Annotated in this window: 18 protein-coding genes; 10 read left to right on the top strand and 8 right to left on the bottom strand. The window is 44.1% G+C overall.

The genetic code is table 11. From position 1 onward, the window contains the following. Positions 1–53: 53 nt before the first annotated feature. The gene (locus G509_RS0120935; protein WP_026993342.1) at positions 54–1,052 is read right to left on the bottom strand and encodes a hypothetical protein; all 999 of its coding nucleotides are present in this window, start codon (positions 1,050–1,052) and stop codon (positions 54–56) included. Positions 1,053–1,130: 78 nt separating this feature from the next. Between G509_RS0120935 and G509_RS22640 the strand changes: the two genes are divergently transcribed. From G509_RS22640 to G509_RS0120905, 6 genes are all read left to right on the top strand, one after another. Continuing rightward, positions 1,131–1,307 (top strand): hypothetical protein, encoded by a 177-nt coding sequence (locus G509_RS22640; RefSeq protein ID WP_154657788.1) that lies wholly within the window; start codon positions 1,131–1,133, stop codon positions 1,305–1,307. 75 nt (positions 1,308–1,382) lie between these two features. Then, on the top strand, positions 1,383–1,559 hold the full coding sequence (locus tag G509_RS23510) for a transcriptional regulator (protein WP_117590915.1): 177 nt from the start codon (positions 1,383–1,385) through the stop codon (positions 1,557–1,559). Positions 1,560–1,603: 44 nt separating this feature from the next. Continuing rightward, the gene (locus G509_RS0120920) at positions 1,604–1,930 is read left to right on the top strand and encodes a type II toxin-antitoxin system HigB family toxin (RefSeq protein WP_026993341.1); all 327 of its coding nucleotides are present in this window, start codon (positions 1,604–1,606) and stop codon (positions 1,928–1,930) included. 5 nt (positions 1,931–1,935) lie between these two features. Continuing rightward, positions 1,936–2,292, top strand: a complete 357-nt coding sequence (locus G509_RS0120915; protein WP_026993340.1) for a helix-turn-helix domain-containing protein — start codon at positions 1,936–1,938, stop codon at positions 2,290–2,292. A 70-nt stretch (positions 2,293–2,362) separates the two neighbouring features. Continuing rightward, a complete protein-coding gene (gene mtgA, locus G509_RS0120910; RefSeq protein ID WP_026993339.1) occupies positions 2,363–3,040 on the top strand; it encodes a monofunctional biosynthetic peptidoglycan transglycosylase in 678 nt (225 codons plus the stop codon). Position 3,041: 1 nt separating this feature from the next. Next, complete coding sequence (locus G509_RS0120905; protein ID WP_035739427.1) at positions 3,042–3,995, top strand: lipid A deacylase LpxR family protein; 954 nt, start codon at positions 3,042–3,044, stop codon at positions 3,993–3,995. A 328-nt stretch (positions 3,996–4,323) separates the two neighbouring features. On the opposite strand, the gene G509_RS0120900 is transcribed toward G509_RS0120905, so the two are convergent. From G509_RS0120900 to G509_RS23055, 6 genes are all read right to left on the bottom strand, one after another. Further along, positions 4,324–6,417: a prolyl oligopeptidase family serine peptidase gene (locus G509_RS0120900; RefSeq protein WP_394363571.1), complete on the bottom strand. Its 2,094-nt coding sequence runs from the start codon at positions 6,415–6,417 to the stop codon at positions 4,324–4,326. 437 nt (positions 6,418–6,854) lie between these two features. Beyond that, entirely contained in the window at positions 6,855–9,509 is a 2,655-nt protein-coding gene (locus G509_RS0120895; protein ID WP_026993336.1) for a T9SS type A sorting domain-containing protein, read from the bottom strand. Between the two features lie 239 nt (positions 9,510–9,748). Further along, positions 9,749–10,126 carry a DoxX family membrane protein gene (locus G509_RS0120890; RefSeq protein ID WP_026993335.1) on the bottom strand — a complete coding sequence of 126 codons (378 nt, stop codon included), beginning with the start codon at positions 10,124–10,126 and terminating at the stop codon, positions 9,749–9,751. A gap of 199 nt (positions 10,127–10,325) precedes the next feature. Further along, positions 10,326–10,892: a hypothetical protein gene (locus tag G509_RS0120885; RefSeq protein WP_026993334.1), complete on the bottom strand. Its 567-nt coding sequence runs from the start codon at positions 10,890–10,892 to the stop codon at positions 10,326–10,328. Positions 10,893–10,913: 21 nt separating this feature from the next. Next, entirely contained in the window at positions 10,914–13,292 is a 2,379-nt protein-coding gene (locus G509_RS0120880) for a TonB-dependent receptor (protein WP_026993333.1), read from the bottom strand. A gap of 269 nt (positions 13,293–13,561) precedes the next feature. Beyond that, entirely contained in the window at positions 13,562–13,906 is a 345-nt protein-coding gene (locus G509_RS23055; protein WP_051200398.1) for a hypothetical protein, read from the bottom strand. Positions 13,907–14,856: 950 nt separating this feature from the next. Between G509_RS23055 and recJ the strand changes: the two genes are divergently transcribed. Further along, positions 14,857–16,560: a single-stranded-DNA-specific exonuclease RecJ gene (gene recJ / locus G509_RS0120870; protein WP_026993332.1), complete on the top strand. Its 1,704-nt coding sequence runs from the start codon at positions 14,857–14,859 to the stop codon at positions 16,558–16,560. Positions 16,561–17,113: 553 nt separating this feature from the next. Further along, a complete protein-coding gene (locus tag G509_RS0120865; RefSeq protein ID WP_026993331.1) occupies positions 17,114–17,467 on the top strand; it encodes a hypothetical protein in 354 nt (117 codons plus the stop codon). A gap of 32 nt (positions 17,468–17,499) precedes the next feature. Here the strand turns inward: G509_RS0120865 and G509_RS0120860 are convergent, their stop codons facing one another. Continuing rightward, positions 17,500–18,252, bottom strand: coding sequence for a UDP-2,3-diacylglucosamine diphosphatase (locus tag G509_RS0120860; RefSeq protein ID WP_026993330.1), 753 nt, complete (start codon positions 18,250–18,252; stop codon positions 17,500–17,502). 221 nt (positions 18,253–18,473) lie between these two features. On the opposite strand from G509_RS0120860, the gene G509_RS0120855 reads away from it, so the two are divergent. Both G509_RS0120855 and G509_RS0120850 read left to right on the top strand, forming a co-directional pair. Next, positions 18,474–25,616: a choice-of-anchor L domain-containing protein gene (locus G509_RS0120855; protein ID WP_026993329.1), complete on the top strand. Its 7,143-nt coding sequence runs from the start codon at positions 18,474–18,476 to the stop codon at positions 25,614–25,616. Positions 25,617–25,700: 84 nt separating this feature from the next. Further along, on the top strand, positions 25,701–26,630 hold the full coding sequence (locus G509_RS0120850; RefSeq protein WP_026993328.1) for a PorP/SprF family type IX secretion system membrane protein: 930 nt from the start codon (positions 25,701–25,703) through the stop codon (positions 26,628–26,630). Positions 26,631–26,680 lie beyond the last annotated feature (50 nt).

Raw genomic sequence — 26,680 nt, 5'->3', positions numbered from 1 at the left:
CCAGGGTGTTGACGCGCGTCAATATCCTGGCCGGATTGTTTTATTTAGTATTATCAATAAGCTGTTGGGTCGCTCAGCGTAAAATTACCCTCATAAAAACTGATTTGACGGGCAAATCCATATTTAAGGTGCAGGTGTTTTAAACTGATGTTTTTAAAAAGCCGCTTTATTTTTTTCTTGCAATTTTGATAATCTTTATCAAATAATCGCACTAAAAATGTTTCATCAGGCTCATGAAATTTTACAGTTTTAATCAGTTTGCCTTTCTTAGAAAAAACAAGGTTATAATCAAAACAGGTAATGTAGTCTTTATTATTGTGTATTTTATTTAATTCCGCTCTAAGGTAATTGCTTATCGTGTCTTTAACAGAATATAAATAGCGATTTTCGTTTTTTAATTTCTCCCACGCCCGCATTTCAGAATCAGTTTTTATGTACATTCCAGTGAATCCCATGCTATAATATTTTCCTTTCTCCAACTTAGAAGTAAATGTATTATAGCCTTCTTCTAATTTTAAAACGCTATCTATATAGATATAATTTTCGTCCAATAACTTTAATTGGGGTATTGAAGTGTCCTGGTACCAGGGGCATCCATAAGAGGTTTTAATAAAAGTTTCATTAATTTTAAATATAAAATTAACACCCGCACAATCATTCAATTCGTTGTTATAACCCGTTATCAATGTATCTGTTGGTATTGCGGGTAATTTATCTTTTAAAATTTTATACCCAACTTTAGAGCAGGCATCAGCATCAAGATGGGTAATTTGATAAACATAATTTCTGCCTTCCGAAGTCTTTGTGTCAACTTCCTTAATGTGATTAAGAAGTTGTCCGTTAAAATTAATGCTGTCGTTGCTGTAAAGGTCGGTTATCTGGCTTAGTGTATGGTAGCGTATGTAATACTTATAGCCGGAGTTTTTAATGTCGGGCAAATGTTGGGCATAGTTATATGGGTCGCCTTTAGCTACAGGTACTTTTACAAGGTTGTTTTGCGCATAGTTAGACAAATAGGCAAACAACATAAAAACAATAGTAAAACATTTCATATTCTCAAATATACACAATAACTATATTGGGTTGCATTAATAAGTTTTACCTTCGCAAAAAAACAAAATACTATGGGTATGCAGCCACTACAATCTGAAGAAGAATACCAAAAAGCCACCGCGCGTATTATAGAATTATTTAATGCCGAAGCCGGTACTGCCGAAGAAGAAGAACTGGAGCAGCTGCTGGAACTTGTTAGCGAATATGAAGAAGAGTACGGCGAGGAAGAAGACGAAGACGAGGAAGAGGCGTAAAAAAGTGCTAATTGTTACGTTTTCAGTTAAGTAGTTTGCGGTAAAAGTTTTATCTTCGTTAAAAACATACCAACAATGGACTGGAAACCAATTACTACAGAGGCAGAATACGAACTTGCCATAAGGCGCACTATGGAGCTTTTTCATGCACAGCCCAACACGCCCGATGGCGATGAGCTGGAAATGCTGGAAAATCTTATTAACGATTACGAAGAACTGGATAGTGCCAACAGCCAATATGATGCTGAGTAGTTAAAAATTATTTTGTAAGTTTGCAAAATGAAAACTAAGTTTGGATGAACGTTATTGTTAAGAAGGTAATTTTATATTATATAGAAAAATATCCTGATGCAAAAACAGCTTTGCTTGTTTGGTACAATGAATTCCTGAAAAAGGATTTTAAGACTTTCCAGGATATTAAACAGTTGTATGGTAGTGCAAGCATTGTAGCTAACAATCGTGTTGTATTTAATATTAAAGGTAATAATTACAGGTTGATTGTTTCTTTAAATTTCAGGCAACAGGCTGTTTATATTATTTGGTTTGGCACACATTCTGAATACGATAAAATAAACGTTGAGACCATTAGTTTTGATACCCGTATTCTTAACCACAAAATTTAAGCAACATGAACTGGAAAGTAATTAAAACAGAAGAAGAATATAATAAAGCGGTTTTAAGAACACTGAATATTTTTCATGCTGAGCCCGAAACTCCCGATGAAGAAGAACTGGAGCTTTTATTGGTTTTGGTTAAAGATTATGAAGATAAGCATGTAACAATGCCCGAACTTGACCCCATTGATGTTATTAAACTAAAGATGGAAGAAATGGGTATTATAGCAAAAGACCTTGAGCCGTTAATTGGCAGTAAAGGGCATGTTTCATCTGTACTGTCCGGTAAACGTGAAATTACACTTAAAATGGCAAGAAAGCTTAAAGATTATTTTAAGCTTCCGGCAGATATTTTTTTTCATTCGGCATAATCTTTAGAATTTAGATAAGTAACTATTATTCAAATTCGTAATTTCGCGGCTGTTTTAACCTGTTGCCCTTATGTTTAAAAAAATACTCCGCATTTGTTATAAGGTATTGCTTTGGTTTGTAGCAATATCTGTATTTACGGTACTTATATTCCGCTTTGTGCCGGTACCTTTTACCCCTTTAATGATAAGCCGCGCCTTTGAGCAAAAAGCCGATGGCCAGGAAATGCACAGCAGCCACGACTGGGTGCCTATTGAAGAGATTTCTCCCAACCTGCAAAAGGCGGTTATTGCCAGCGAAGACGACCGCTTTTTAATTCACCATGGCTTTAATTTCGAGGCCATGTACAAGGCGTATAAAAGCAACAAAAAAGGCAAGCGTATAAAAGGGGGCAGCACCATTAGCCAGCAAACCGCTAAAAACGTGTTTTTATGGCAGGGCAGGAGCTATGTGCGTAAAGTGCTCGAAGCTTATTTTACCGTGCTTATAGAGCTGCTGTGGAGCAAAGAGCGTATTATGGAAGTGTACCTTAACAGCATAGAAATGGGCGAAGGCGTTTATGGCGCACAGGCTGCGGCACAGCACTGGTTTCATAAAGATGCGGTTAACCTAACCAAGCGCGAGGCAGCCAGTATTGCAGCCATCCTTCCCAACCCTTTAAAATACAGGGCTACAAAATCGTCGGGCTATATAGAGCGCCGTAAGGGCAGGATAATAAAGCTTATGCGTTATGTTAAGCTCGAATATTAAGATGCTACGCCAAATTGGATTACTTGCTGCACTTTTACTTTCGGCAACCTGCTTTGCGCAGAAACCTGCCGAAGTGAGCCTTGTTAGCGATAACGACCTCTACACATCGCCGACAAACGACCAGTACTACACCGCAGGTATCGAGTTTATTTACCGCTACCTGGGCACATCTAAAAACGAGAATGTTGCCAAAAAAATAACCGAATTTAAGGCAGGTATGTACATTTACAATCCGCAGTCTATACAGGCGGCCGAGCTTAATGTGCACGACAGGCCTTTTGCGGGCTACCTGTTTGCCGAAGTGGGCATTAACACCTTTTACAAAAATGAGAGCCTGCTTAAAGTCAACTTTCAGGGTGGGGTTGTAGGGCCGGAGTCGGGTGCCGAGCAGGTACAGCAGGGCCTGCACGACCTTTTGGGCTACCATACCGTAAGGGGGTGGAACTACCAGATTACCACCACACCGGCGTTGCAGCTTAACGGTTTATACTCTCATAAAATATTATCAAATACCTTTAAAGAAAAAGTAGACCTGCATGCCCAGTTACAGGCCGATGCCGGTACGATTTGGATAGGCGCTTCGGCGGGAATCATGGCGCGCATCAGCCTTAAAGGCCTGCTGCTGCCCATGTATGATTCTGCCCTGCACGGCGCGGCCTTAAATCATAATAGAGAAGCCTATAAAGAGCAGCGTGAGCTGTTTATATATGCCAACCCCAACATTAACTACCAGTATTTTGATGCTACCATAGAGGGCAGCATGTTTAATAATACCAGTCCTGTTACCTTTCCGTTAGTGCCTTTTCGCTTTAATGCCGAAGCCGGTGTTAAATACCGCAAAAACGCGTGGACCTACACTTATTCTTTTAACTACCGCGGCAAAGAGCTGTACAATAATGTTATACAAGGGTATTACTACGGGTCGATACAGTTATCGTATCTGTTTCATAAGTAGTGATCAGTTTTCAGTGTCCAGTTTATAGTGATCAGTTTTAAGTTTACAATCGCAGTCTCAGTTTTCAGATTTCCCATCTTCACGTACTGTCATTGCGAGCGAAATGCAATGGAGCGCGGCAATCTCACATATAACTCTAACTGCATAGTGATGGGATTACCTCGTCAATCCGGGCAGTGCCCTCGGGTGTTCCGGTCGTGTCTCCCTTGCAATAACTGCACCTAAAGAAAGCACCTGTAAACTGTTACCTGCATCGACACGCTGCGACTGCAAACTGCGACCGCGACTGCAAACTTAAAATCGTCAACTGATCACTGATCACTGAACGCTATTTAACACTCGGCGTTACCCCCATATTAAACAGTGTAAAGGCCTGGAGATCGGATAGCTCGTCTATGGTTTGTTTAACCGATTTACCTGCGCCGTGGCCTGCATTAACGGCTATGCGGATAAGCACAGGTGCGGGGCCGGCCTGGTTTTCCTGCAGGGTTGCGGCAAACTTAAAGCTGTGTGCCGGTACTACGCGGTCGTCATGGTCGCCGGTGGTAACAAATGTTGCCGGGTAGCTAACACCTTTTTTAATAGTATGCAGCGGCGAGTAGCCTTTTATGTAGTTAAACATTTCTTTACTGTCGGCCGATGTGCCGTAATCGTACGCCCAGCCGGCACCCGATGTAAAGGTGTGGTAACGCAGCATATCCATTACGCCTACGGCCGGCAGGGCGACTTTAAACAACTCAGGGTGCTGGGTCATTACAGCGCCCACTAACAGCCCGCCATTAGACCCGCCGCGAATGGCAAGGTAGTCTTTAGAGGTATAGTTATTCTGACTCAGGTATTGCGCTGCGGCAATAAAATCATCGAACACATTTTGCTTTTGTAGTTTGGTGCCCGCATCATGCCATTTTTTGCCGTACTCGCCACCACCGCGAAGGTTGGCAACGGCATAAATACCGCCATTTTCCAGCCACACCGCGTTGCCAATGCTAAACGCCGGTGTAATGCTTTGGTTAAAGCCACCATAAGCATACAGCATGGTTGGGTTTTTGCCGTCCAGCTTTAAATCTTTACGGTAGGTAATAATCATGGGTACTTTAGTACCGTCTTTAGAGGTGTAAAATACCTGTTTAGAAACGTAGTTATCGCCGTTAAAATCTACCTTGGGCTTTTGGTACACCGCCGATTTACCCGATTTAGGGTCGAACGAATACACCGTGCCCGGGGTAACGTAGTTAGTAAACGAGTAATAGAGGGTTTTCTCGGCTTTTTTGCCATCAAAACCCGCTGCGGTGCCAATGCCCGGCAGCTCGATATCGCGAATTAGTTTGCCCTTAAAGTCGTATTGTTTAACTACAGATACAGCATCCTTCATATATTCGGCAAAAATGTAGCCGCCACCGGTACCGGCGTTAAGCACATTATCGGTTTCGGCAATAAAATTTTTCCAGTTGGCCTGCTGCGGTTTGGCAGCATCTACGGTAACCACGCGGTTGTTGGGCGCTTTGTAGTTGGTGGCAATGTACAGGGTGGTGCCATCATTATCAATAATGCGGCTATCGGTATCAAAATTATCGGCTATGGTAATTATAGGGCTGTTGGGTTGGCTAAGGTCCTGCAAATACAGCTCGCGGCCCGATGTAGAGTTGGCGGCCGTAATAATCAGGTAACGCTCGTCTTCGGTAAGGTAACCGCCCACGTAGCGCCTTTTTTGGCTGTTGCCGAAGATAACTGCATCATCCTTTTGGGCAGTGCCCAGCTTGTGGAAACGCAGCTTGTGCTCATCGGTTTTAGCCGAAAGCAGGCTGCCATCGGGCTTATCGTATGTTGAATAATACAAGCCTTCGCTGCCCCTCCAGGCAAGGCCGCTAAATTTTATATTCTCCAGCGTTTCCAAGGGCTTTTTGGTAAGGGCATCCATAAGGATAACCTTGCCCCAGTCGCTGCCACCTTCAGATATCATGTAGGCTGCCAGTTCGCCTTTTTTGCTAAAGCTAACATTGGCTAACGATGTGGTACCGTCTTTAGAAAACGTGTTGGGGTCTAAAAATACCTCTTCGGTGCCGTTTTTATCTTTACGGTACAAAACGCTCTGGTTTTGCAGGCCGTTGTTTTTATAATAATAAGTATAGCTGCCCTCTTTAAAAGGCGCCGATATCCTTTCGTAATTCCACAATTTTTCCATGCGCGCCCTTATCGATTCCCTAAACGGAATCTGTGCCAGGTAATTAAAGGTAACCTCGTTTTCGGCTTTAACCCAGGCGGCAGTCTCGGCAGAGCGGTCGTCTTCCAGCCAGCGGTACGGGTCGGCCACAGGGGTGTCAAAATAGGTGTCAACGGTAGCGTCTTTGCGCGTTTCAGGATATTTTACAGGTTTTGGAGTATTCATTTGTGCGGTAATGCTAAGGCTACAGGCCATGGCCATGGTAACGGCTGTTTTTTTCATTTTGCCTAAATTAATTCACACAAAAATACTTTAAAAAAAGTTATTTATGGGTTGGGAATTGGAGATGCTTTATCATAAAAAATGGGATTGGTATTTGACATAAATTTTCACGAAGCTTAATTGGTGCGATTCGTGGAATTCGTGTCTTTACTTTTATGAAGACTTTGTGGCGTGCAGTGCTTATGGTTAAACTAACCGGTACAAATTATATTTTACCACAAAGGCATAGGCATTTCACTAAGTACACAAATAAAATGCGGCTTATTAGGATAGTGTTTGACACGAATTTCACCAATTTACACGAAGCTTAATTGGTGCAAATTCGTGAAATTTGTGTCTTTCCTTTTATGTAAACTTTGTTGCAGAAAGCGCAACCGGGTACAAAAAAGCCCCGCCGGTGGGGGCAGGGCTGATTGTTATTTTACAATTAATTTTTTGGTGGTAATTTTTCCTTCAGAGAGTACTGTTACAAAATACATACCGCTGTTTAAAGATGATATATCCAGCAGCGTTTGCGGGGCGACGTTGTTTTTGGTAAAGACTGTTTTGCCAAGAATATCGGCAACCATAACATCGGCGGCGGCATTGCCCGGTAGCTGTAGCGTTACCGTGCCCGATGCCGGGTTAGGATAAATAATAAACGAATCTTTGGTTTGCGTTGGTACCGTTAGCGGATTCTCTATAATTGTAGAAGCTATGTTGGTGGCAATAGGCTCGTTACCATCAAAATAGATGTCGGCTTTGGCAGTATACTCAGCTCCGGGAAAGACCGTGCCCGGTCTTACCCTGTACGAAATGTACCCCTGGCTAAGTGCCTCGTTTTCTTCGACGCCCGGCAGGTTGATGTTGTTAAAGGTAAAGATAACGGCACCACCCGATAGCTGCACACTAAAATCGTGGCTTGAGGTATTTGGTATAAACGAACCCGCATACAGGTCGGCGTCCAGTTGCGTAACTATTTTTATGTTAACCGCATCGGCATTTCCGGTGTTCTGGAAACGGATGGTATAATCCAGGTAATCGTTGGCCTCGTTAAGCGTTATAACATCGCCCTGGTGAACGGTTATGTCGTTAGGGTCGTAAGAGTTAACTATAACCTGCTCTAAAGCGGTTGTGTTATTGCTGTTTATAATATCGTTAGACTGGTTTACATGTGCGGTAAATTGCAGCAGCTGGCCCGGTATTGCAATAGTGGCATTTTCTACCAAAAAGTTAAGGGTGTAGAATGCCGAACTGTAAGGTGCAAGCGTGTACGACAGCGTAAGGGTATTGCCCGATGCCGTAAACGGCGAACCCACCCCTATAAACGCCAGTTTTGTAACATCAAAGTTTACTGTAAGTGTGCCCGATGTTGTTGCGCCACTGCTGTTTTGAACAAATGCAGTGTAGTTGGCCTGAAACTCAGGGCGTGCAACAGATGTTGGGATTAAAGATACCCATACATCATTACCGGTGTTGGTAGGCTGCGATAGGCAAAGATCTGCAACGGTAGTAGTTTCAGACCCTTCAAAAACAACATCGCCTAAAGCAAAATTGCCAAAAGGATCTCCGTATACTAAAACCGACCCATCGGTTACACCTTCAATAGTGTACTGCCCCAATGCATTGGTAAAGGCTACAAGCCCGTTGCTGTGCAAGACCTGTATGTTGGCCACAGGTGCGCTGGTGGCTGTACAGCCGGTGCCATTTTGGTCGTAGCGTACGGTGCCGGTAACGGTTTTTAGCGTGCAATTGGTAGTGGTTGTTAGTGTAATGGGCACTATTTGCTTGCAGTTGCCCTGGTTGGTTACCACCGCATAAAGGGTTTGGTTAAACGGTGTTGTATTTTGGTAGGCAAATAGATTAGTTGAATCAATACCGGTAGAAAGTGGTGTTGCAGCAACGGCTTCTGCCTCGGTAGCAAATACGGCAATTTGTAAATTAGATCCGTTGGATATATCTATTAGTGCAGTTTCCAGGTTAAAAAGGCCAAAGCCATCGCCATCGGGGTCGCAGCCGGTAACTGTATCGGGCGTGCCGTATTCAAAAGTAAAGCTAACAAGGTTAATAGTAATTATATGGCTGCATGCGCCACCATCGGTTATAATCCTTGCATATAATGTAGTAAGTTCTTCGGTATTGGTGTATTGCGCGTCAATGGCGTTGGTGCCGGCTTGTGCCAGTGCCAGTGTTTTGTGGTAGGTGGCCTGTAATGTGGCCACATTTGGTATGTTGTAAAAAGCAGTGGTAAGGTCAAAATAAGCCTGGCCGTTGTTTTCTGAGTCGCAGCCATTTACGGTTAATTGATCTGGGAAAGACGCCACAACATCTATATTTACAGGAGTATACATGTAGCACTGGCTGCCTTGGCCGCCGTACCAGGTCATTACAGTAAGCTGTTGCGATGTTGTAATAACATCTCCGGCAATAAGGCCATTAAGGTTGGAATAACTACTGTTGGCATCAAGAGGGGGCAGCGTATACGAGTCGCATACAATGGTGCCGGTTGGGCCGGTATATTCGGGCTCATCAGCTATGGTAACGTTAAAGGACGGGTTGTAGGTATCGCACCCAAAATATACGTAAATAGTTTGCGGGGTGGTTATTACCGTGCCGTAGGGTAGTAATGTGCCTGTGCCGTTGGGGCCGGTATAAAATTCGCCATATCCGGCGGCAGGCTCAACTATGGTGTATCCGGCAGAGCCACAGGCTACCACATCGGTAAAAAGTATTTGCTGTAGTACAATTAGCTGAAAGCTGCCTATGGCAAACTCTCCCGTTGCTGTTTTTTGTACGCGGTAGTAAATGGTTTGCGGGTTGGTAAGGTTTTCGTAATAATCGGAGTTAACTATAAAGTTAGTACCCGCTATAGCGTTGGCCTGTGTAGCATAGTATTCTACAGTATAATCTGAAGGTACATCCTGCGCATTTAAAATTTGCTCGTGGTTACTCATGTACATGTTAAAAATAGCATGCCCGGTGGCCGGGTTGCTATCGCAGGCATACAGGTTGTCTATTGCAGGGGCAATCTGGCTAAAGCTTGTTGCAATGGTAAAAAAGCTCGCTAAAACTAAAAGTAATTTATATTTCATAACATGCAGGTTGGTAGCCGCTAAGGTAAGAACTTGTTCTGAAATTTTTTAATTAGCTGTAAAATTATTTCTTGCCTTATATTTTACCTGTTTTCTTACCCGGCAGTGCTGCTATGCAGTGCTAAAAAGCCAAAATTTAAAGCCAAAATCTTTATTTTTCGCTTCAATCAAAAATGCCAGGACGAGTTCTAAATTACCTTTAGTTTTAGTGAGTGTATTATACTTTTTTAAGTAAAGTTTTACTCTGTAAACAGTGGCCTGTATTTCTTTTTGTGCTTATACAGCAAAATAACATTTAGGGCTACCACTACCAGTGCCGTTGCAATGGCAGGTACATCTAAAAACAGGTGGAAAAGCAATATGTTGAACGATATGGGCACTAAAACCAACAGTGCAAATGGCACCCAGAGTTTAAAGATAAGCATGATGCCGATAACAATTTCGAACACGGCTACCACGGTAAGCACATAGCCGGTATCGGATAGCGATTGTATAAAACTGGCGGCTTCGGCGGGTGGTTGGGGAAGGGGAATAAAGGCGTAGATCTTGTTGGCTCCAAATACAATTAAGATGATTCCAAGCAGTATTCTTACTATCTGGGTAAATTTAGAATTCATAGGCTTAAAAGTTTATAAGTTATTAATTATAAAAATATTACCTAAAGTTAATAAATTATCCTGAATAATTTTATGAAATTTTTATGATATAGATAAACTGAAAATTTTAGCCACGAATTACACGAATTGAGGCCAATATAAATTAGTGAAATTTGTGCAATTCGTGGCTTAAAATTATGCTTAGACCAGCCTTTACTTATTACTGAACGGTTACTGCAAAGGTAACTTCGGCATCGGTACCGCCGCCTGCGTTGGTAATATCTCCGGCAGCTACATTAGTGCCTGCTTTGTTAGGTAAATGCCTTAGCGTGATAGTGAGGTTACCTGCTGTTGGTGCAGCTGCTGCCTTGTATGTAAAGTTAAGCCCAATTGGGTGGCCGTTGGCATCTTCATCAGCGTAAGCAAACGTACCTAAACCCGATTGCTGAAAGAACAATTGGTGGTCGGCACCTTCTTCTTCAATCTCCAATGTAGTGTTTGTAGCCGGGGTGGTAGTTTCGTTTAAAAAAGTAACAGCGCCATTATAGTCGGTACCCACTGCAAAACTGCCTGTTACGGTAACAACCGGTGCGGCAGGGCCATCGCCATCAAGGTCGCGCGACATTAGTATAACCGGTGTGCCACCTGCAGCAGGGGTAAAGGTTGCGGTAATGGTGGTTAGCACTTCTTCTTCGTTTACGGGCGTGGTTGCCGAATCGTCGTCGCTACAGGCTGTAAACGATACGATGGTTACTAAGGCAAGGGCAAGGGTTCTGAAATTCTTCATGTTGTTAGAAAGTATTTAAAATTAATAATTGAGTTTTAATTGTATTTGAAAGTTGCGGCCTATCTCATCGGTATATAACCGTTGGCGGTTGAGGTAGTCGCGGTAGGCGGTATTAAAAATATTGTTGACCAATACGTTTACTGCCGCTACTGTTTTACCTAAGGTAAACTGCATACCCGTTGTAAAATGCAGCAGGTGGTAGCCTGCGGGTGGCGTGCTGATATCGGTAAGGGTGGGTACAAGCTCGTTATTTACCAATACGTTGGCCTCAAAATTATAGTTGGGATAGCGGCTTTGGGTAAACACGGCTTCGCTGCGCAGTTCGGCAAAAAAGTTGTGCCAACCGGTTTTGGTGTACCTAATTGTGTTGGTAATGTTTAGCGGCGGCATGTCGATAAGCGGGAGGCCTTCGGTTGTGTTTTGCCCGTACACATAGGCGCCGTTAAAGGTGTATTTAAAGCGGTTGGTAATGTTCCAGTCAGCATGCAGGTCCAAGCCCGCCATTAAGGCGTTGGTCTGCTTGTAGCGAAACACAGGGAACGTGCCGCGAATGGTAGCCTCGGCCTCGCTGGGCTGTAAATAGATAAAGTTGTTAATGCGGTTAATGTAAGGTGTAACCTCAAAACTAAAAACCGACCCTGTTTTTAACAGCGTTGCCGATACCTTAACAGCCTCTTCTTTTTTATTGCCCAGGTTGCCCAGCTCTATGGTGGCATTGGTATGGTTTAGGCCATCGCTAAAAAGCTCTGCGGCATTGGGGTTGCGCATGGCAAGGCTGGCATTACCCAAAAGGCTAAGGCTGTTGCCGAGTTCTTTCCGTAACCCCACACTGGCCGATATATTATGATACGTAAACGACGGCTTGGTTAGGTATTGCGTGCCAAAATCCTGTGTAATAAAGTTATCGTAAACGCCTGTGTAGCCGAGGTTTTCCCAACGGGTTACCTGATAAAATTTGGTAGCTTCAATGTGTGAGAAATCATACCTTATGCCGGCATCCGCGGTAAGCGTAGTACTAAAGGCGTACGAGTAAATTCCGTAAGCACCGGCATCAAACCTATCGTACGTAGGTATAAGCGGGCGCACCCCGGTATCGGGACTCGCGCTGTTATGCTGCATCAGCCCGCTTGCACCGGCTTTAAGGGTGGCGTTGCCGTTGGTTTGCTTCCAGTCGGCATTAAGGCTGTGGGTAGCCAGGGTAAGGTCGAGTGCGGGTTTATCAATCAGGTCGGCACGGCGCAGGTCATACTCCTCGCGCTTGTTGAGCTGAAACGCATACTGAACTGCCAGCGTGGTGTTATCATCCAGCTTTTTGTTGAGGTTTATCTTAGCGAGGTGGTGCATAATTTCCTGTCGCGGCGCGCCAATGCTGTACGTAAACGGGCGAACCACATTAGGCTGGTGGCTGTTGATGGCACGAACAAGATCGGAAGTGCTGCCCGTGTGCGTAGCCTCGGCTATGCCGATTGTCGCGTTATAAAAACTGTAGTAAGCAGTAAGGTTGTAACTGTTACCTATATATTTAATATCGCCGGCAAAATTGGCCTCGCGGTTGCCGGTATTGCTAAGCACATAGTCCGGACTTTCGCGGTCGCCCATGTATTTAAAAGTACCGCTTGCGTTCCACGCCCAGCCTTTTTCGGCCCCCTGATGAATGCTGGATGTTATGCTGCCGCCCCGCCCGTTAGAATCTGCCGTAACAATAGTGCGCCCAAACAGCGTGTCTTTTAAAACGGTAACCGGCTCAACAAGTACCAGTCCGCCCACGGCATCGCCGCCGTATTGCAAAGCACCTGCACCTTTAATAACCGTTACCCTTCCGGCCGAATTGATGTCTAAATTTGGCGCGTGCTCCGTGCCCCACTGCTGGTCTTCCATGCGTACATTGTTGCTAATAATGGGCACGCGGCTGCTGTGCAACCCGTTAATAACGGGCTTTACAATGGTGCTGCCCATTTTAACCGAACTTACCCCCGCAATTTCTTTAAGGGCATCGCCCAGGCTGGCGTTGCTGTACTTGTCTATGGTTTCGGCTTTAAGCCTTTGCTCGTGTACGGTGCTTTTTGCCTGAAGGGTTTCGGTTAAAACCACCTCCTGTAGCTGCGTGCTTTCGGGTTTCAGTGTGGCATCCAGTATAAGGTTACGGTAAATGTCTACCACCGTGTCCAGGCTCTTGTAACCAATGTATGATATAACCACGCGGTGGCTGCCTGCCGATATACCGGGCAGGCTGTACGAACCATCGGGCAGGCTCATGGCATGCAGGTTGTCTATATGTATATGGGCCCCGTCTAAGGGCTGGTTCTGGGTGGTGGCAACTTTTCCGCTAAGGGTACTTTGGGCGTGTGCGCACCGGCTACCGGCCAGAAATACGGCCAGGAGCGTGAAATAAATTCGCATGGTAATGTGATTTAACCTCACCCCCAGCCCCTCTCCAAAGGAGAGGGGAGCCAGGGATGGATATTCGATGGAAACAAGAAGTTTTGGGTGCTTATTACACAGGCAAGGGTTAACTCCTGCAACTAAAGGAAGTAGATAAAGCGTAAACTTACTATTTACGGCTTATGCATACGAGTGAAGCTGCCCCCCTCTCCTTTGCTTCGCCAATTCGCTGCGCTCGTGTGGAGAGGGGTTGGGGGTGAGGTCTTGTCTTGTGTTAATAAGAAGGCTTACGCCAAAACAGGAGGTGCCCGTAAAGCAAAAAGGCTACCGGCAAAGAAAACGCTGTTTTCGGCAGTGCTGTAGCTGTAAGGTATAGGGGTAAAGGCAAAGCTAAGGCTCAGGCAAAATTGCGGCGGTGCCACAAAAAAATCGAAATGAAAATCGCACACATCGCAATCGTCGTTATGGGTGTGGTTTTTGCTAAGGTTTTGTGCTGATTGTTTTTTTAGCTGCTGCGTAGTATGCTGTTCGGCATAGTGCTCGTGGCTAAAGGCATGAAAAGACTGGTAGGCAATGGTAAGTTGTACCAATGCCATAAGGGCCAGATTAAATAATGCAAACTTTCTTTTCATGAGCTGCAAAGATAATTATAAAAACTATTCAAAATGCAATTGTGTTGCATTTAGTAGTTTTTTATGTTTTTTGGGTGTGGGTTTTTGACACGAATTATCACGAATTTTAAACCTACAAGGTCTTCGAGACCTTGCAGGTTGTCGTGCCGTGTGCGCTTCCTGCAAGGTTTTAGAACCTTATAGGTATTGGTTAAATAGGTTTTTTGACACAAATTATAATTATATGCCGCTCCTCCGGAGCTCCAACACCTGGCGGCTTGAATTTGCTATAAATATGCCGCCCCGCCGGGGCTCAGCAAAATTCCGGTTATCTGAATTTTCAACCAATGATGAGCTTCGGAGAAGCGGCATATTTATAGAAACAATTATTGCAGTGTGTGTGTTTGAGCTCCGGAGGAGCGGCATACAAATTTTAGGTTTGTAGTATTAATTCCCTAACGGGAAATTTTACTTGCTGTTGTTTAATGCTACCGAAATTAAATCGCTACGCGATAGGGGGTGTTTTTTGACACGAATTACACTAATTTTAAACTTGCAAGGTCTCGAAGACCTTGTAGGTTGCCGTGCCGTCTGCGTTTCTTGTAAGGTTTTTGGAACCTTGTAGGTTGCCGTGCCGTTTGCGCTTCCTGCAAGGTTTTAGAACCTTGTAGGTATTTAGTTAATTAGACTTTCTTGACACAAATTATAATTATATGCCGCTCCTCCGGGGCTCCAACACCTGGCAGCTTGAAATTGCTATAATTATATGCCGCCCCGCCGGGGCTAAGCAAAATTCCGGTTATCTTAATTTTCAGCCAATGATGAGCTTCGGAGAAGCGGCATATTTATAGAGACAATTATCGCAGTGTGTGTTTTGAGCTCCGGAGGAGCGGCATATAAAATACCATCCACAAAACTAACGGCAAGATGCTTACATTTGCAAAATACATACAAGCCACAATTTACAACACATGCGCTGGAATCTTAAACCTAAACCCGACCCCAAAAAAGTACAACAATTAGCAGCATCTTTAAACGTAGAGGCTGCGGTGGCTGCCCTTTTGGTACAGCGTGGTATAGAAACGTTTGATGAGGCCAAGGCATTCTTTCGTCCGTCGTTAAGCGATTTGCACGACCCGTATTTAATGAAGGATATGGATAAGGCTGTTGCCCGTATTGAGCAGGCCATTGCCAACAATGAGTGTATTTTGGTTTTTGGCGATTATGATGTAGATGGTACCACGGCGGTGTCGTTAGTGTCATCCTACCTAAAGAGTTACTACCCTAATGTAGATACCTACATTCCTGATAGATATAAGGAGGGCTACGGCGTTAGCAATGCCGGTATAGATTATTCCGACGATAACGGCTGTACGCTTATTATTGCGTTAGACTGTGGTATAAAATCGATCGATAAGGTGGAATATGCCAAAGCTAAGGGCGTCGACTTTATTATTTGCGACCACCACCGACCCGGCGATACACTGCCCGATGCGGTTGCGGTGCTGGACCCGAAGCGCGACGATTGCGATTACCCATACGACGAGCTTTGCGGCTGTGGCGTGGGCTTTAAGCTTATACAGGCATTGGGCATAAACAGGGGCGAAACGATTGAAGATCTTATTCCGTACCTCGACCTCGTGGCTACTGCCATTGCGGCCGATATTGTGCCCATTACGGGCGAGAACCGTACGCTGGCTAAATTTGGGCTGGAGGTTATTAACAGCTACCCAAGGCCGGGTATTAAGGCGCTTATACAAAATATTAAAAAACAGGTGCTTACCATTAGCGATGTGGTGTTTGTAATTGCCCCCCGCATTAACGCTGCCGGTCGAATTAAGCACGGCAACTATGCGGTAGAGCTGCTAACGGAATTTAACCTGGCCCAAGCCGAAGAATTTGCCGCTTCTATAGAAACCCTTAATGCCGACAGGCGCGATTTGGACAAGCAAATTACGGTGGAAGCCCTTCGGCAGATTGACCAGAACGGCGACCATGATAAGGTTACCACTGTGGTGTACCAGGAAGATTGGCACAAGGGTGTTATTGGCATTGTGGCATCGCGCCTTACGGAAACCTATTATCGTCCCACGCTGGTGTTTACCAAGAGTGGCGATAAGCTGGCTGCTTCGGCACGATCTGTTAAGGACTTTGATATTTATAATGCCCTCGAGGCTTGCGCCGAATATCTGGAACAATTTGGCGGCCACATGTATGCAGCGGGCTTAACGCTGCTGGAAGACCAGTATGAACTGTTTAGAAATAAGTTTGAGGCCGTGGTGCAGCAAACTATTGACCCTGCACTGCTTACCCCCGAGATTAGCATTGATGCCGAATTGGATTTTGAAGATATTACTCCCAAATTTCACCGTATACTCAAGCAGTTTGAGCCTTTTGGCCCGGGAAATATGAGTCCGGTATTTTTGAGCCGTAACCTTACCGATAGTGGTTTTGGCAAGGCAATAGGGCAGGACGAGAGCCACCTTCGGCTGTTTGTACGCCAAAACGGCGGCGAAGGCTATGGTGCCATTGGCTTTGGCCTCGCTGTTAAAAAAGACCTTGCCTGCAACGGCGATGCTTTTGATGCCGTTTATTCTATTGATGAAAATGAATGGAACGGACAGGTAAGCCTTCAGTTGCGATTGAGGGATATTAGGTGCGAGGAATCTGATTAGCGATGGGGAAATAACAACAGGCAACAGGCAATAAGCAATAAGCAATGGGCAATGGGCAAATAACAATGGGCAATAAGCGATGGGCAAAATTCCAATAGGCAATGGGCAAATAACAATAAGCAAATCCAATAGGGAAATTCCAATAGTCAATGGGCAGTGGGCAAAATTTTAAATTCCAAATTTCGAAACGGGATGGACTGAAAATTTAAGAATATACCAATCGGTATAATTTTTTAGGCTTTTTGGAGGGTGTTTTGATAATATACCGGTTGGTATAATTTATTTGCCGAATTTGGAATTTATCAATCAAAATTCGTCGTCAAAATATCCGTTTGGGCGTTCCTAAAATTTAAAACTACCCAAAATTGGCATCCAAAATTTAAAATTCATCATTCAAAATAAATTTCGGGAGGCTGAATTTAAAATGGACCATTCAAAATTTAAAATACCTATTCAATCTCAGAATCCAAAAGTGAAAAATTAGCGAAAAATAATTCTGTTTTATTTAGAATGATTTTAAATAATTGCTATTTTTGTTTCAAACATTTTTGGCATGAAAGAAATTGAGCAAATATATTTTAACGATTTTGGGGTGGCTTTCCACTGGAGAAAAAACAATGAGGTTTTAAAAGACCGCATCCAGATGGTTTTTAAAGAAACCGGCTTTTACCTTTCGGCCAATGAGATAAGGGAGTTTGCCGAAATTATCGACCAAACCTGCCGCGAAACAGGCTGCGCCGACTGCTGCCACCGCGCCCGCTGCCACAAATTTTTGCTCAAGACCCCATTGCATGCAGTAGACTTAGCCGTATCTAAAAGCGAGCTTATGCAAATTAAAGACCTTGTAGAAGGCACCCTTTTTACTATAGAACTACTTGATTACCTTAACTTTGCGTGTAAAAATTAATTCAGCACTCCTTTATATATAGGAGTATGTGCTTAATCCTTATAAGTAAGGAGGTCAAATTTTTCGCCATCAAAAACGCCGTAGGTAAAATAGCCAATCCAGTCGCCCAGGTTAATGTAGGTGGCATTGTTGCCCACATTAATGGTCATGGGCAGGTGGCGGTGGCCAAATACAAAGTAGTCGTAGTGCTTTGTTTCCAGCTTGCGCTTGCTGTACAGCACCAGCCACTCGTTGTCTTCGCCTAAAAACTTTACATCGGCATCGCCGCTAATCAGCTTGTTCTTAACCGACAGGTACTGAGCCAGTTTAACCCCAATATCGGGGTGCAACCACCTGAAAAGCCACTTAGAAAACGGGTTGGTAAACACCTTTTTCATGCGTTTATAGCCTTTATCGCCGGGGCCAAGGCCATCGCCATGCCCAATTAAAAACACCTTATTATTAAAGGTAAACTCCTGCGGGCGGTGGTAAACGGGTATATTAAGCTCTTTTTGAAAGTAGTCGTGCATCCATAAATCGTGGTTGCCGGTAAAAAAATAAATGGGTATACCGCTGTCGCGCAGCTCGGCCAGTTTGCCCAATACGCGCACAAAGCCCTTGGGTACCACGGTTTTATATTCAAACCAAAAGTCAAAAAGGTCGCCCAATAAGAAAAGCACCCCTGCATCGTGCTTAATCTGGTCCAGCCATGCTACAAATTTTTGCTCGCGCGGAAAACTAAGCTCGGGTGTTGGTGCTCCAAAGTGCTGATCGGACGCAAAGTATATTTTTTTAGTGGTATCCATTGTAAATATTAGGAGTTGCAAAGATATAAAGTAAACTTTACATATAAGATTTATGTAGTAATGTCAGAAAAACTGTATACTATGTTTTTATATTCATAACATTTAAAGGAAATTTTGTTTTTTTTAATTAAATGTTAGATAATCTTTAACATTAGGTGCGACTCTTCTAAAAATTTTCCTTATTTTCGAAATCTTAAACATAAACTGCTAAATATAATTCTATGAAAAAAACTACTCTTATCTTTTTCATGTTTTTCATTTCCCTATGTAGCTACGCGCAGTTAGCTCTTGAGGGTTTTGAAGGAACATGGACGGAACAAACAACCACCGGTGCAGGAGGGCCTACAGGCTGGGCACTGGCTAACATCGGCAACGGTTCTCAGGTCTGGTGGGTACAGGGCGACGGTTCTGCCCAACAACCGGCATTAAACGGAACACATGCCGCCTTTCTTGATAAGGAAAATGTTACTACTAACACTTTTTCTGAAGACTGGCTAATTACCAAGTCTTTTCCGCTGCCTGCTAACCCGCAGCTACATTTTTACTCTAAGTTGTTTTTTAACGCCGACCAGAGTACACAGTTTAAAATATACATCTGTAAAACAACGGCAAATGCTCAAACCAACACCACAGGCTACGGTGCGCCAATTGTAGAGTGGACTGAGTTACAGTTAAACCCTGTGCAGCTTGCCTGGACAGAAAAAAAGGTAGACCTTACTGTGCCATCTACTATTGCTACTGGCGATATGGTGTATCTTGCTTTTGTAATGAAAGGTGATAACGCAGAGCGTTGGGCTATAGATGATGTATCTGTAACGGCTAAATGTTTTGATCCTACAACTCTTACATCGGATAACGAAACTCTAACTACTGCCGAGCTTAGCTGGGCTAACCCAAGTGGTGCTACCACATGGGAAATTGAGGTTTTAGAGGCAGAGCCTGCTCCAACAGGATCTGGACAGGAGTACTCTGGTACACTGCCATTTGTTGCCGGTACACCGGGTTACGATTTTCAGTTAGAAGAAGATACTGATTACAAATATTACGTTCGCGCGCTTTGTGGCGATGGCGGCGTAAGCGATTGGGTGGGTCCGTTTTTCTTTAGTACCGTAGGGCTTGGCGATAGCTGCTCTGCCCCGGTAGTTATACCGGCTTTACCTTACTCTGTTTCGGATAATACATCTGGCTATGCCGATACCAATTACGAAGGCAGCCCGGGTGCTACCGGTTGCGGCGTAAACTATGGTTATATGGATGGTAACAATGTTGTGTATGCTTACGAAGCCGAATTTACTGGCGTTATAAGTTTAGACCTAACAAATAACTCTGCTTACAGTGGTATGTTTGTTTACGACAGCTGCGCAGACATAGGTGTAGAGTGTATTGGTGGTGGTATATCATCATGGACACCAACTCCAATATCTATTCCAACACTTAGTGTAACAGCGGGTACAACTTACTATATAGTAATTTCTACATCGCCGTCACCACAAACAACTCCGTTTACCCTTACTATACAACAGGTAAATTGCGAAAAGCCGGTTGGCTTGCTTACTACCAATATTGGTATGACATCGGCAGATTTATCATGGACAAACCCAAGTGGCGCAACTTCATGGCAATTATATGTACAAACTCCTAACGCTGGCATACCGGCCGGAGCAGGTACAACAGTAACCGATAATACAGAATTTACAGTTACACAAACTAACTTAGGTGCTAACCTTGTAACAGCGTCTCCTTACGAATATTATGTAAGGGCAGATTGCGGTAACGGTACTTTTAGTGCATGGGCTGGCCCTTATGCATTTAATACTATGATTTGCGAGGCTGCAGATCAATGTACTTATACATTTGTGCTTACAGACTCTTTTGGCGATGGCTGGAATGGCAATACCATGACGGTTTCTCAAAACGGTATAACAATAGCAACCCTTTCTTTAACATCGGGTTATGGAACATCAGTGCCGGTTCAGGTATGTAATGGCGTGCCATTACAGTTATTCTGGAACAGTGGCGGTAGCTGGTCTACAGAGGTTGGTGTATCTATACAAAACAGTTTTGCGCAAACTTTTTATACTAAGGCAGCTGGTGTTGGTGCACCTAACTCTGTACTTTATACTGGCGATGTAGATTGCGACACGCCAATGTGCCTTGCTCCTACAGGCTTAACGGCAACCAACATTACCAACACAAGTGCCGATCTTGGCTGGGCTGGACAGCCTACAGGTGATTGGGAATATTATGTAGTTGAAGCCGGCGGTGCTGCACCAACAGATGCAGATGCTATACCTACATCTACAAACCCTGTAACTGTAGCTATAGAAGAGGCTACCAACTACGTATTCTATGTAAGAATGGTTTGTAGCGATACACAAAATAGCCCTTGGGCTGGCCCGTATGCATTTAGCTCAGACTCCTGCCCTGCCGAAGAGCAGTGTGATTATACCTTTATAATGACAAGCAGCTGGGGTGCAGGATGGTATGGTGCCCAAATGCAAATATCTCAAAACGGTATAAACGTAGCTACTATTGGCTCTACATTTACTACCGGTGCCACACAGGCTGTAACAGTGCCTTTATGTACAGGTTTGCCTTTCCAGGTACAATGGACAAATGGTGGTAACTACTCTTATATAGTAGGTTTACAAATTGTAAATGGTTTCGACCAGACATTGTTTACAATGTTACCTTACGAGGGCACTGTGGGTACTGCAATATATACCGGTGCTGCTGATTGCCTTGTGCCGGCATGTTTGCCTCCAACAGGTTTATATACAGAAAATGCAACCATGACAACCATAGACCTTGGTTGGGACGGCCCTGCTACGGCAGACTACGAATACTATATTGTAAACGTTGACGAAAACGAGGCTGCACCAACGGATGCCAGTACTCCAACAGGTTCTTCGGCTACAAACCCTGCAGTAGGCGTAGGTGGCTTAACGGCTGCTACTAACTACGAATATTATGTTAGGATAGTATGCGACGAAGATACATCGAGCTCATGGGCAGGTCCGTTCCCGTTCCATACTACAGTATGCGAGGCGGCAGACCAGTGTTTATACACATTTACAATGCAAAGCCAGAATGGCTGGGGTTACGAGGGTAATACCATGACTGTTTATCAGGCTGGTGTTCCTGTAGCTACTTTTGGAGACGAGTTTACATGGGGTGTTCCGGATATGTACGAACACAGTGTACAAATACCTTTATGTGCCGATACAGAAATTTCTATTTACTGGAATACAGGTGGATGGGATGTAAGCGACAAAGGTTTAATTGTGTACTCTCCATTTATGGAAGATATATTTGTTAAGCCATTTGGTACAGGTGCACAGGGTAGTACTATTTTTACAGGTATACCTTCTTGCGAGGCGCCACTATGCCCTAAGCCGCAAAACTTAACGATAGAAAATATAGAACTTACAACAGCCGAGTTTGGCTGGGATGAGATGGGTGCTGCCACACAGTGGGAAGTTACCGTTGTTGCTTACCAGGCAGATGCACCAGATCCTGATGCTGCTGTTGTAACAACAATGCTAACAAACGATAACCCGGTAGACCTTGCCGATTTTGTTACACTTACACCGGGTACAACCTACTCTGCTTATGTAAGGGCTATTTGCGGCGGCGATAATGGCAACAGTACATGGTCTGGGCCAGAAACGTTTACAACGGCTGTTGCTAACGATGATTGCGATGGTGCTTTACCACTACCGGTTAACCCGGGTGCAGATTGCGTAGAAAACGTATCGGGTACTGTTACAGGTGCTACATCATCTGGCGTAACGCCAAGCTGTATGTGGGGCGAACCAATGTACGATGTATGGTATAGCTTTGTTGCCACAGGACCTTCTCATGCTGTAGAAATTTCTAATGCAGTTGGCGGTTACTATTATTTAAATATATCTACCGGCGGTTGCGGCGATGATGCCGAAGAGGTATACTGCGGTTACAACCAGTCTGTAGTTCTTGATGATCTTGAGCCTGGAGAAACGTATTATGTAATGGTTCATACTACTTACATTTACGGTGCTCTAACAAGCTTTGACCTTTGCGTTACAACGCCAGAGCCTCCAATTACTGTATCTTCAACAGAATATACTAACGAAGAGCTTGTTCAGGAAGTATTCTTAGGGTCTGACTGCGCACTTGTAAGCAACGTTATTTCTTCTACAGGAACTACACAAAACGGTATTGGATACTTTGAGGCCAACGGATCAAGCTTCCCTTTTGCTACAGGTATTGTACTTGTTAGTGGAGACGCCGAAGATGACGTGCCAGGACCAAACAGCTACGTTGTTAGTAGTACATGGGAAAACGCTGCCGTAGAAACAATGCTTGAAAACGAAATTGGCGTTGCAGCAGGAAGCTGTCACGGTGGTACATCGTTACAGTTTGATTTCTCTCCACTGGTAGACTTACCTGTAAACCACGAGTTGTTTAGGTTTATATTTGCTTCAGAAGAGTACAACAACTCGAGCTTTGAGTGTACTTATTCGGATGTATTTGCATTTATCCTAACAGATCTTGAAACTAACGAAACGTATAACCTTGCCGTTATACCGGGCACAACTACTCCTATATTAGTTACAACCATACACGAGGCTAATGCCAGCTGTACTGCTGCTAATGCACAGTATTTTGGCCAGCACAACAGCCTGCTTGCTCCAATTAACTTTAACGGGCAAACTACAGATATGAGTGCATACCTTCCAATAGAACTTTTAGAAGGACACAATTATCGTATGCAAATGGCTGTTGCTAACCAGTTAGATAGTGCCTATTCTTCGGCAGTATTCTTATTAGGTGGTAGTTTGGATATTGGCAGCATACCTTTAGGTGATGACATGACTGTTGATACTAACAACGCAATTTGCGACCAGGGAGATGTTACCCTTAACTCTAACCTTGATCCGGAAGTTTATACCTTCCAGTGGTTACAAGACGGTGTTGTTATGGATGGCGAAACAGATCCTACACTTTTAGTTACAGAGCCGGGTCAGTATACCCTTCAGGCATCTGTAATAGGTGCAGATTGTGTTCGCGAAGGTAATATTACTATCGAGTTCTACGAGCCGGTTGCTGTAATTACACAAGATCCTGTAGACCTTACTATTTGCGATGCTGATGGTTATGCTACTTTCGATCTTACAGAAAACACTCCTATTGTTTTAACGGGCTTAGATGCAAGTATTTATACTGTAACATACTATTTAACCCAGGCAGATGCAGAGGCGCAAACTAATGCAATAGACCCTGCTACTGCGTTTACAAATACTACACAGTACAACCAGACAATATATGTTAGAATTATTTTAACATCGGGTCAGTGCTACGCAATTAAGTCGTTCGAGCTTAATGTACAAGACTTTACTCCTGTGTTTACTCCAATACCTGCCGATGTTACACTTTGCGGTGGTGCATCTGGTACTATAGGTGTTAACGTTACCAACCCACAACCGGGTATAACTTACACCTGGACTCTGGATGGCGTAGATCTTACAGATACTACAAGCTCTATAACAGTTACAGATGCAGGTGTGTATGTTGTAACTATAGATAACGGCGGTTGTACAGCTACAGCTACAGTTACAGTAACTACTGTTGCTGCTCCAACAGCTACAATAGCTTACGCAGGTCCGTTCTGCTCTAATGGTGCTCCTGCTGCTGTTACCCTAACAGGTAGTACAGGTGGTGTTTACTCTGCTGCACCAATTGCAGGAGAAACCGGTACACTTGTTATAGATGCCACAACCGGTACAATTACTATGGCAGGCAGTACACCGGGTACGTACATTGTAACGTACTCAATTGCCCAATCAGGTTCTTGCGATGCATTTACTACAACTACACAAGTTGTAATTAATGAGGCTCCGGAAGCAACAATAGAATACACAAGTTCAGTATTTTGTTCTAATGCAGGTGTTGTAATACCGGGCATTATAGGCACAGGTGGTGGTACATTTACTGCAAGCAATGGCTTAGCAATAGATCCTGCTACAGGTGCTATAGATACAGCTACAGAAGGTACTTATACTATTACGTATACAATAGCTGCTTCGGGCGCATGTGCAGAGGTTGTTGCAACTTTTGAAGTTACAATATCAGCACAGGCTGTTGCTACTATTACTTACGGTACAGCTCCATACTGTTCAGATGCAGGTAATGCAACTGTAACACAAACTGGCGTACCGGGTGGTGTTTACAGTGCTCCAACAGGTGTTGTAATAGACCCTGCTACAGGACAGATAGATCTTGCTGCAAGTGCAGCAGGTACATTTGAAGTTACTTACACAGTAGCTGCTACAGGTGGTTGCGATCCGGTTGTTGCTACAACCAGCGTTACCATTACTACACTGCCAACAGCAGGCTTTACATATGCCTCTGCAACAGTTTGTCAAAACGCTACCAATACATCTGTAGTACTTAACACAGGTGCAACAGCAGGCGTATTTACTGTAGATAACGCAGGTTTAATAATAGATGCTGCTACAGGAGCCATTAACCCGGCAACAAGCCAGGTAGGTACTTATGTTGTTACTAACACTATTGCAGCCGCAGGCGGATGTGCAGAAGTTACAGCAACATTTACAGTAAACGTTATTGCTGCTCCGGTACCAACATTTACGTATGCATCTGTTGCTTACTGCCAGGACGAAGCTACTAACCCGTCTCCAATCTTAACAGATGCTGCCGGTACATTTAGCGCCAGCCCAGCCGGATTATCTATCAATGCTGCTACAGGTGTAATAGACCTTGCTGCAAGTACTGCCGGTACTTATACAGTAAGCAACACAGTAGCCGGTACTGCAGATTGCCCATCGGTAACTGCAACTACTACTATTACTATAACAGCATTGCCTGTTGTAACTGTGGTGCATGAATGTATTAATAATGAGTACACACTATCTGTTTCTTTCGAGAACGACCTTGTAAACAACCCTGATACTGTATCTTATTCTTGGAACAGTGGCAGTGTAGAACTTGGTACAGATGAAACACTTGTTATTAGAGATGGTGGAACCTATTCTGTAACCGTTACTCCACTAAGCGGCGATTGCCCTGCTACAGCAGAGATTGTTGTAGAGAGCGCAAGCTGTATGGTACAAAAAGGTATCTCTCCTAACAATGATGGCTTAAATGATAGCTTCGACCTTTCTGGTCTTGATGTAAGAAAACTTGAAATCTTTAACCGTTACGGTAAAGAGGTGTACAGCAAATCTGGTTACAAAAACGAATGGTTTGGCCAGACCGATGGTGGCGATGAATTGCCAACAGGTACATACTTCTTTATGTTTGAACGTAATAACGGTGAAACTCAAACAGGTTGGATATATGTTAACAGACAGGAAAAATAATAAACATTAAATTAAAGGCAGCTCGCCCCCGCCCATAAAAGCGGGGGTTAGCTATGCCTTAATAAATTAAGAAAAAAAACACACATGAAGAAAATATACCTGGCGGCCTTATTGGCATTAGGAGGGCTGTTGGATGCTACGGCACAGCAGGACCCGCACTACACGCAGTACATGTACAACATGAATGTTATCAACCCGGCCTATGCGGGCAGTAAAGAGAACCTTTCGATAGGTTTATTATACCGCAAGCAGTGGGTAGATATTGAAGATTCACCCAGTACAGGGACCTTTTCGGGGCACAGCCCAGTGGGCAAAAATGTGGGCCTGGGCCTATCGGCCATAGTAGACCAGATCGGGCCTGTAAAAGAGACCAATGTATATGCTGATTTCTCTTATACCCTAAAATTAGGCGGCGAACACCGTTTGGCACTGGGTATAAAAGCAGGCGCCACCTTTCACGATGTAGGCCTTTTTACCGACATCGGGGAGAACAATGTACCGGCACCCAATGACCCGGCATTCAGCTCGAACGTAAACAACACCTACTTTAATGTTGGTGCGGGAGCGTTCTACTATACCGAGCATTATTACTTAGCGTTTTCGGTACCCAACATGCTAAAAAGCAAACACTTTGACTATAGGCCAAACAGCCAGGAATTTGGGTCAGAAGAATCCCATTATTTCTTGACTGGGGGTTATGTATTTGAGATAGGCGACAACTTTAAGCTAAAGCCAAGCTTTATGGTAAAATCGGCCTTCGGCATCGACCCGTCAATCGACGGATCGCTAAACGCCATGTTCTTCGATAAGTTCGAGATAGGCGCTACCTACAGGTTAGACGACTCATTTGGCGGTATGGTAAACTATGCCATAACACCGAACATCAGGATAGGCTACGCGTATGACCACATCATATCCGACCTTAACGTAACCACACCGGCCTCGCACGAGTTCATGTTACTGTTCGATCTGAACTTCCCGAGAAAAGTATCCCGTTCACCACGTTATTTCTAACCTAAAAGCGACATAAAGAAACATGAAGAATTTATACATTACCCTTAGTT

The organism is Flavobacterium subsaxonicum WB 4.1-42 = DSM 21790 (assembly GCF_000422725.1).
Taxonomy (GTDB): Bacteria; Bacteroidota; Bacteroidia; order Flavobacteriales; family Flavobacteriaceae; genus Flavobacterium; species Flavobacterium subsaxonicum.
The sequence above is the reverse complement of the archived record's forward strand: the minus strand, read 5'-3'. Positions and strand labels throughout refer to the sequence as shown.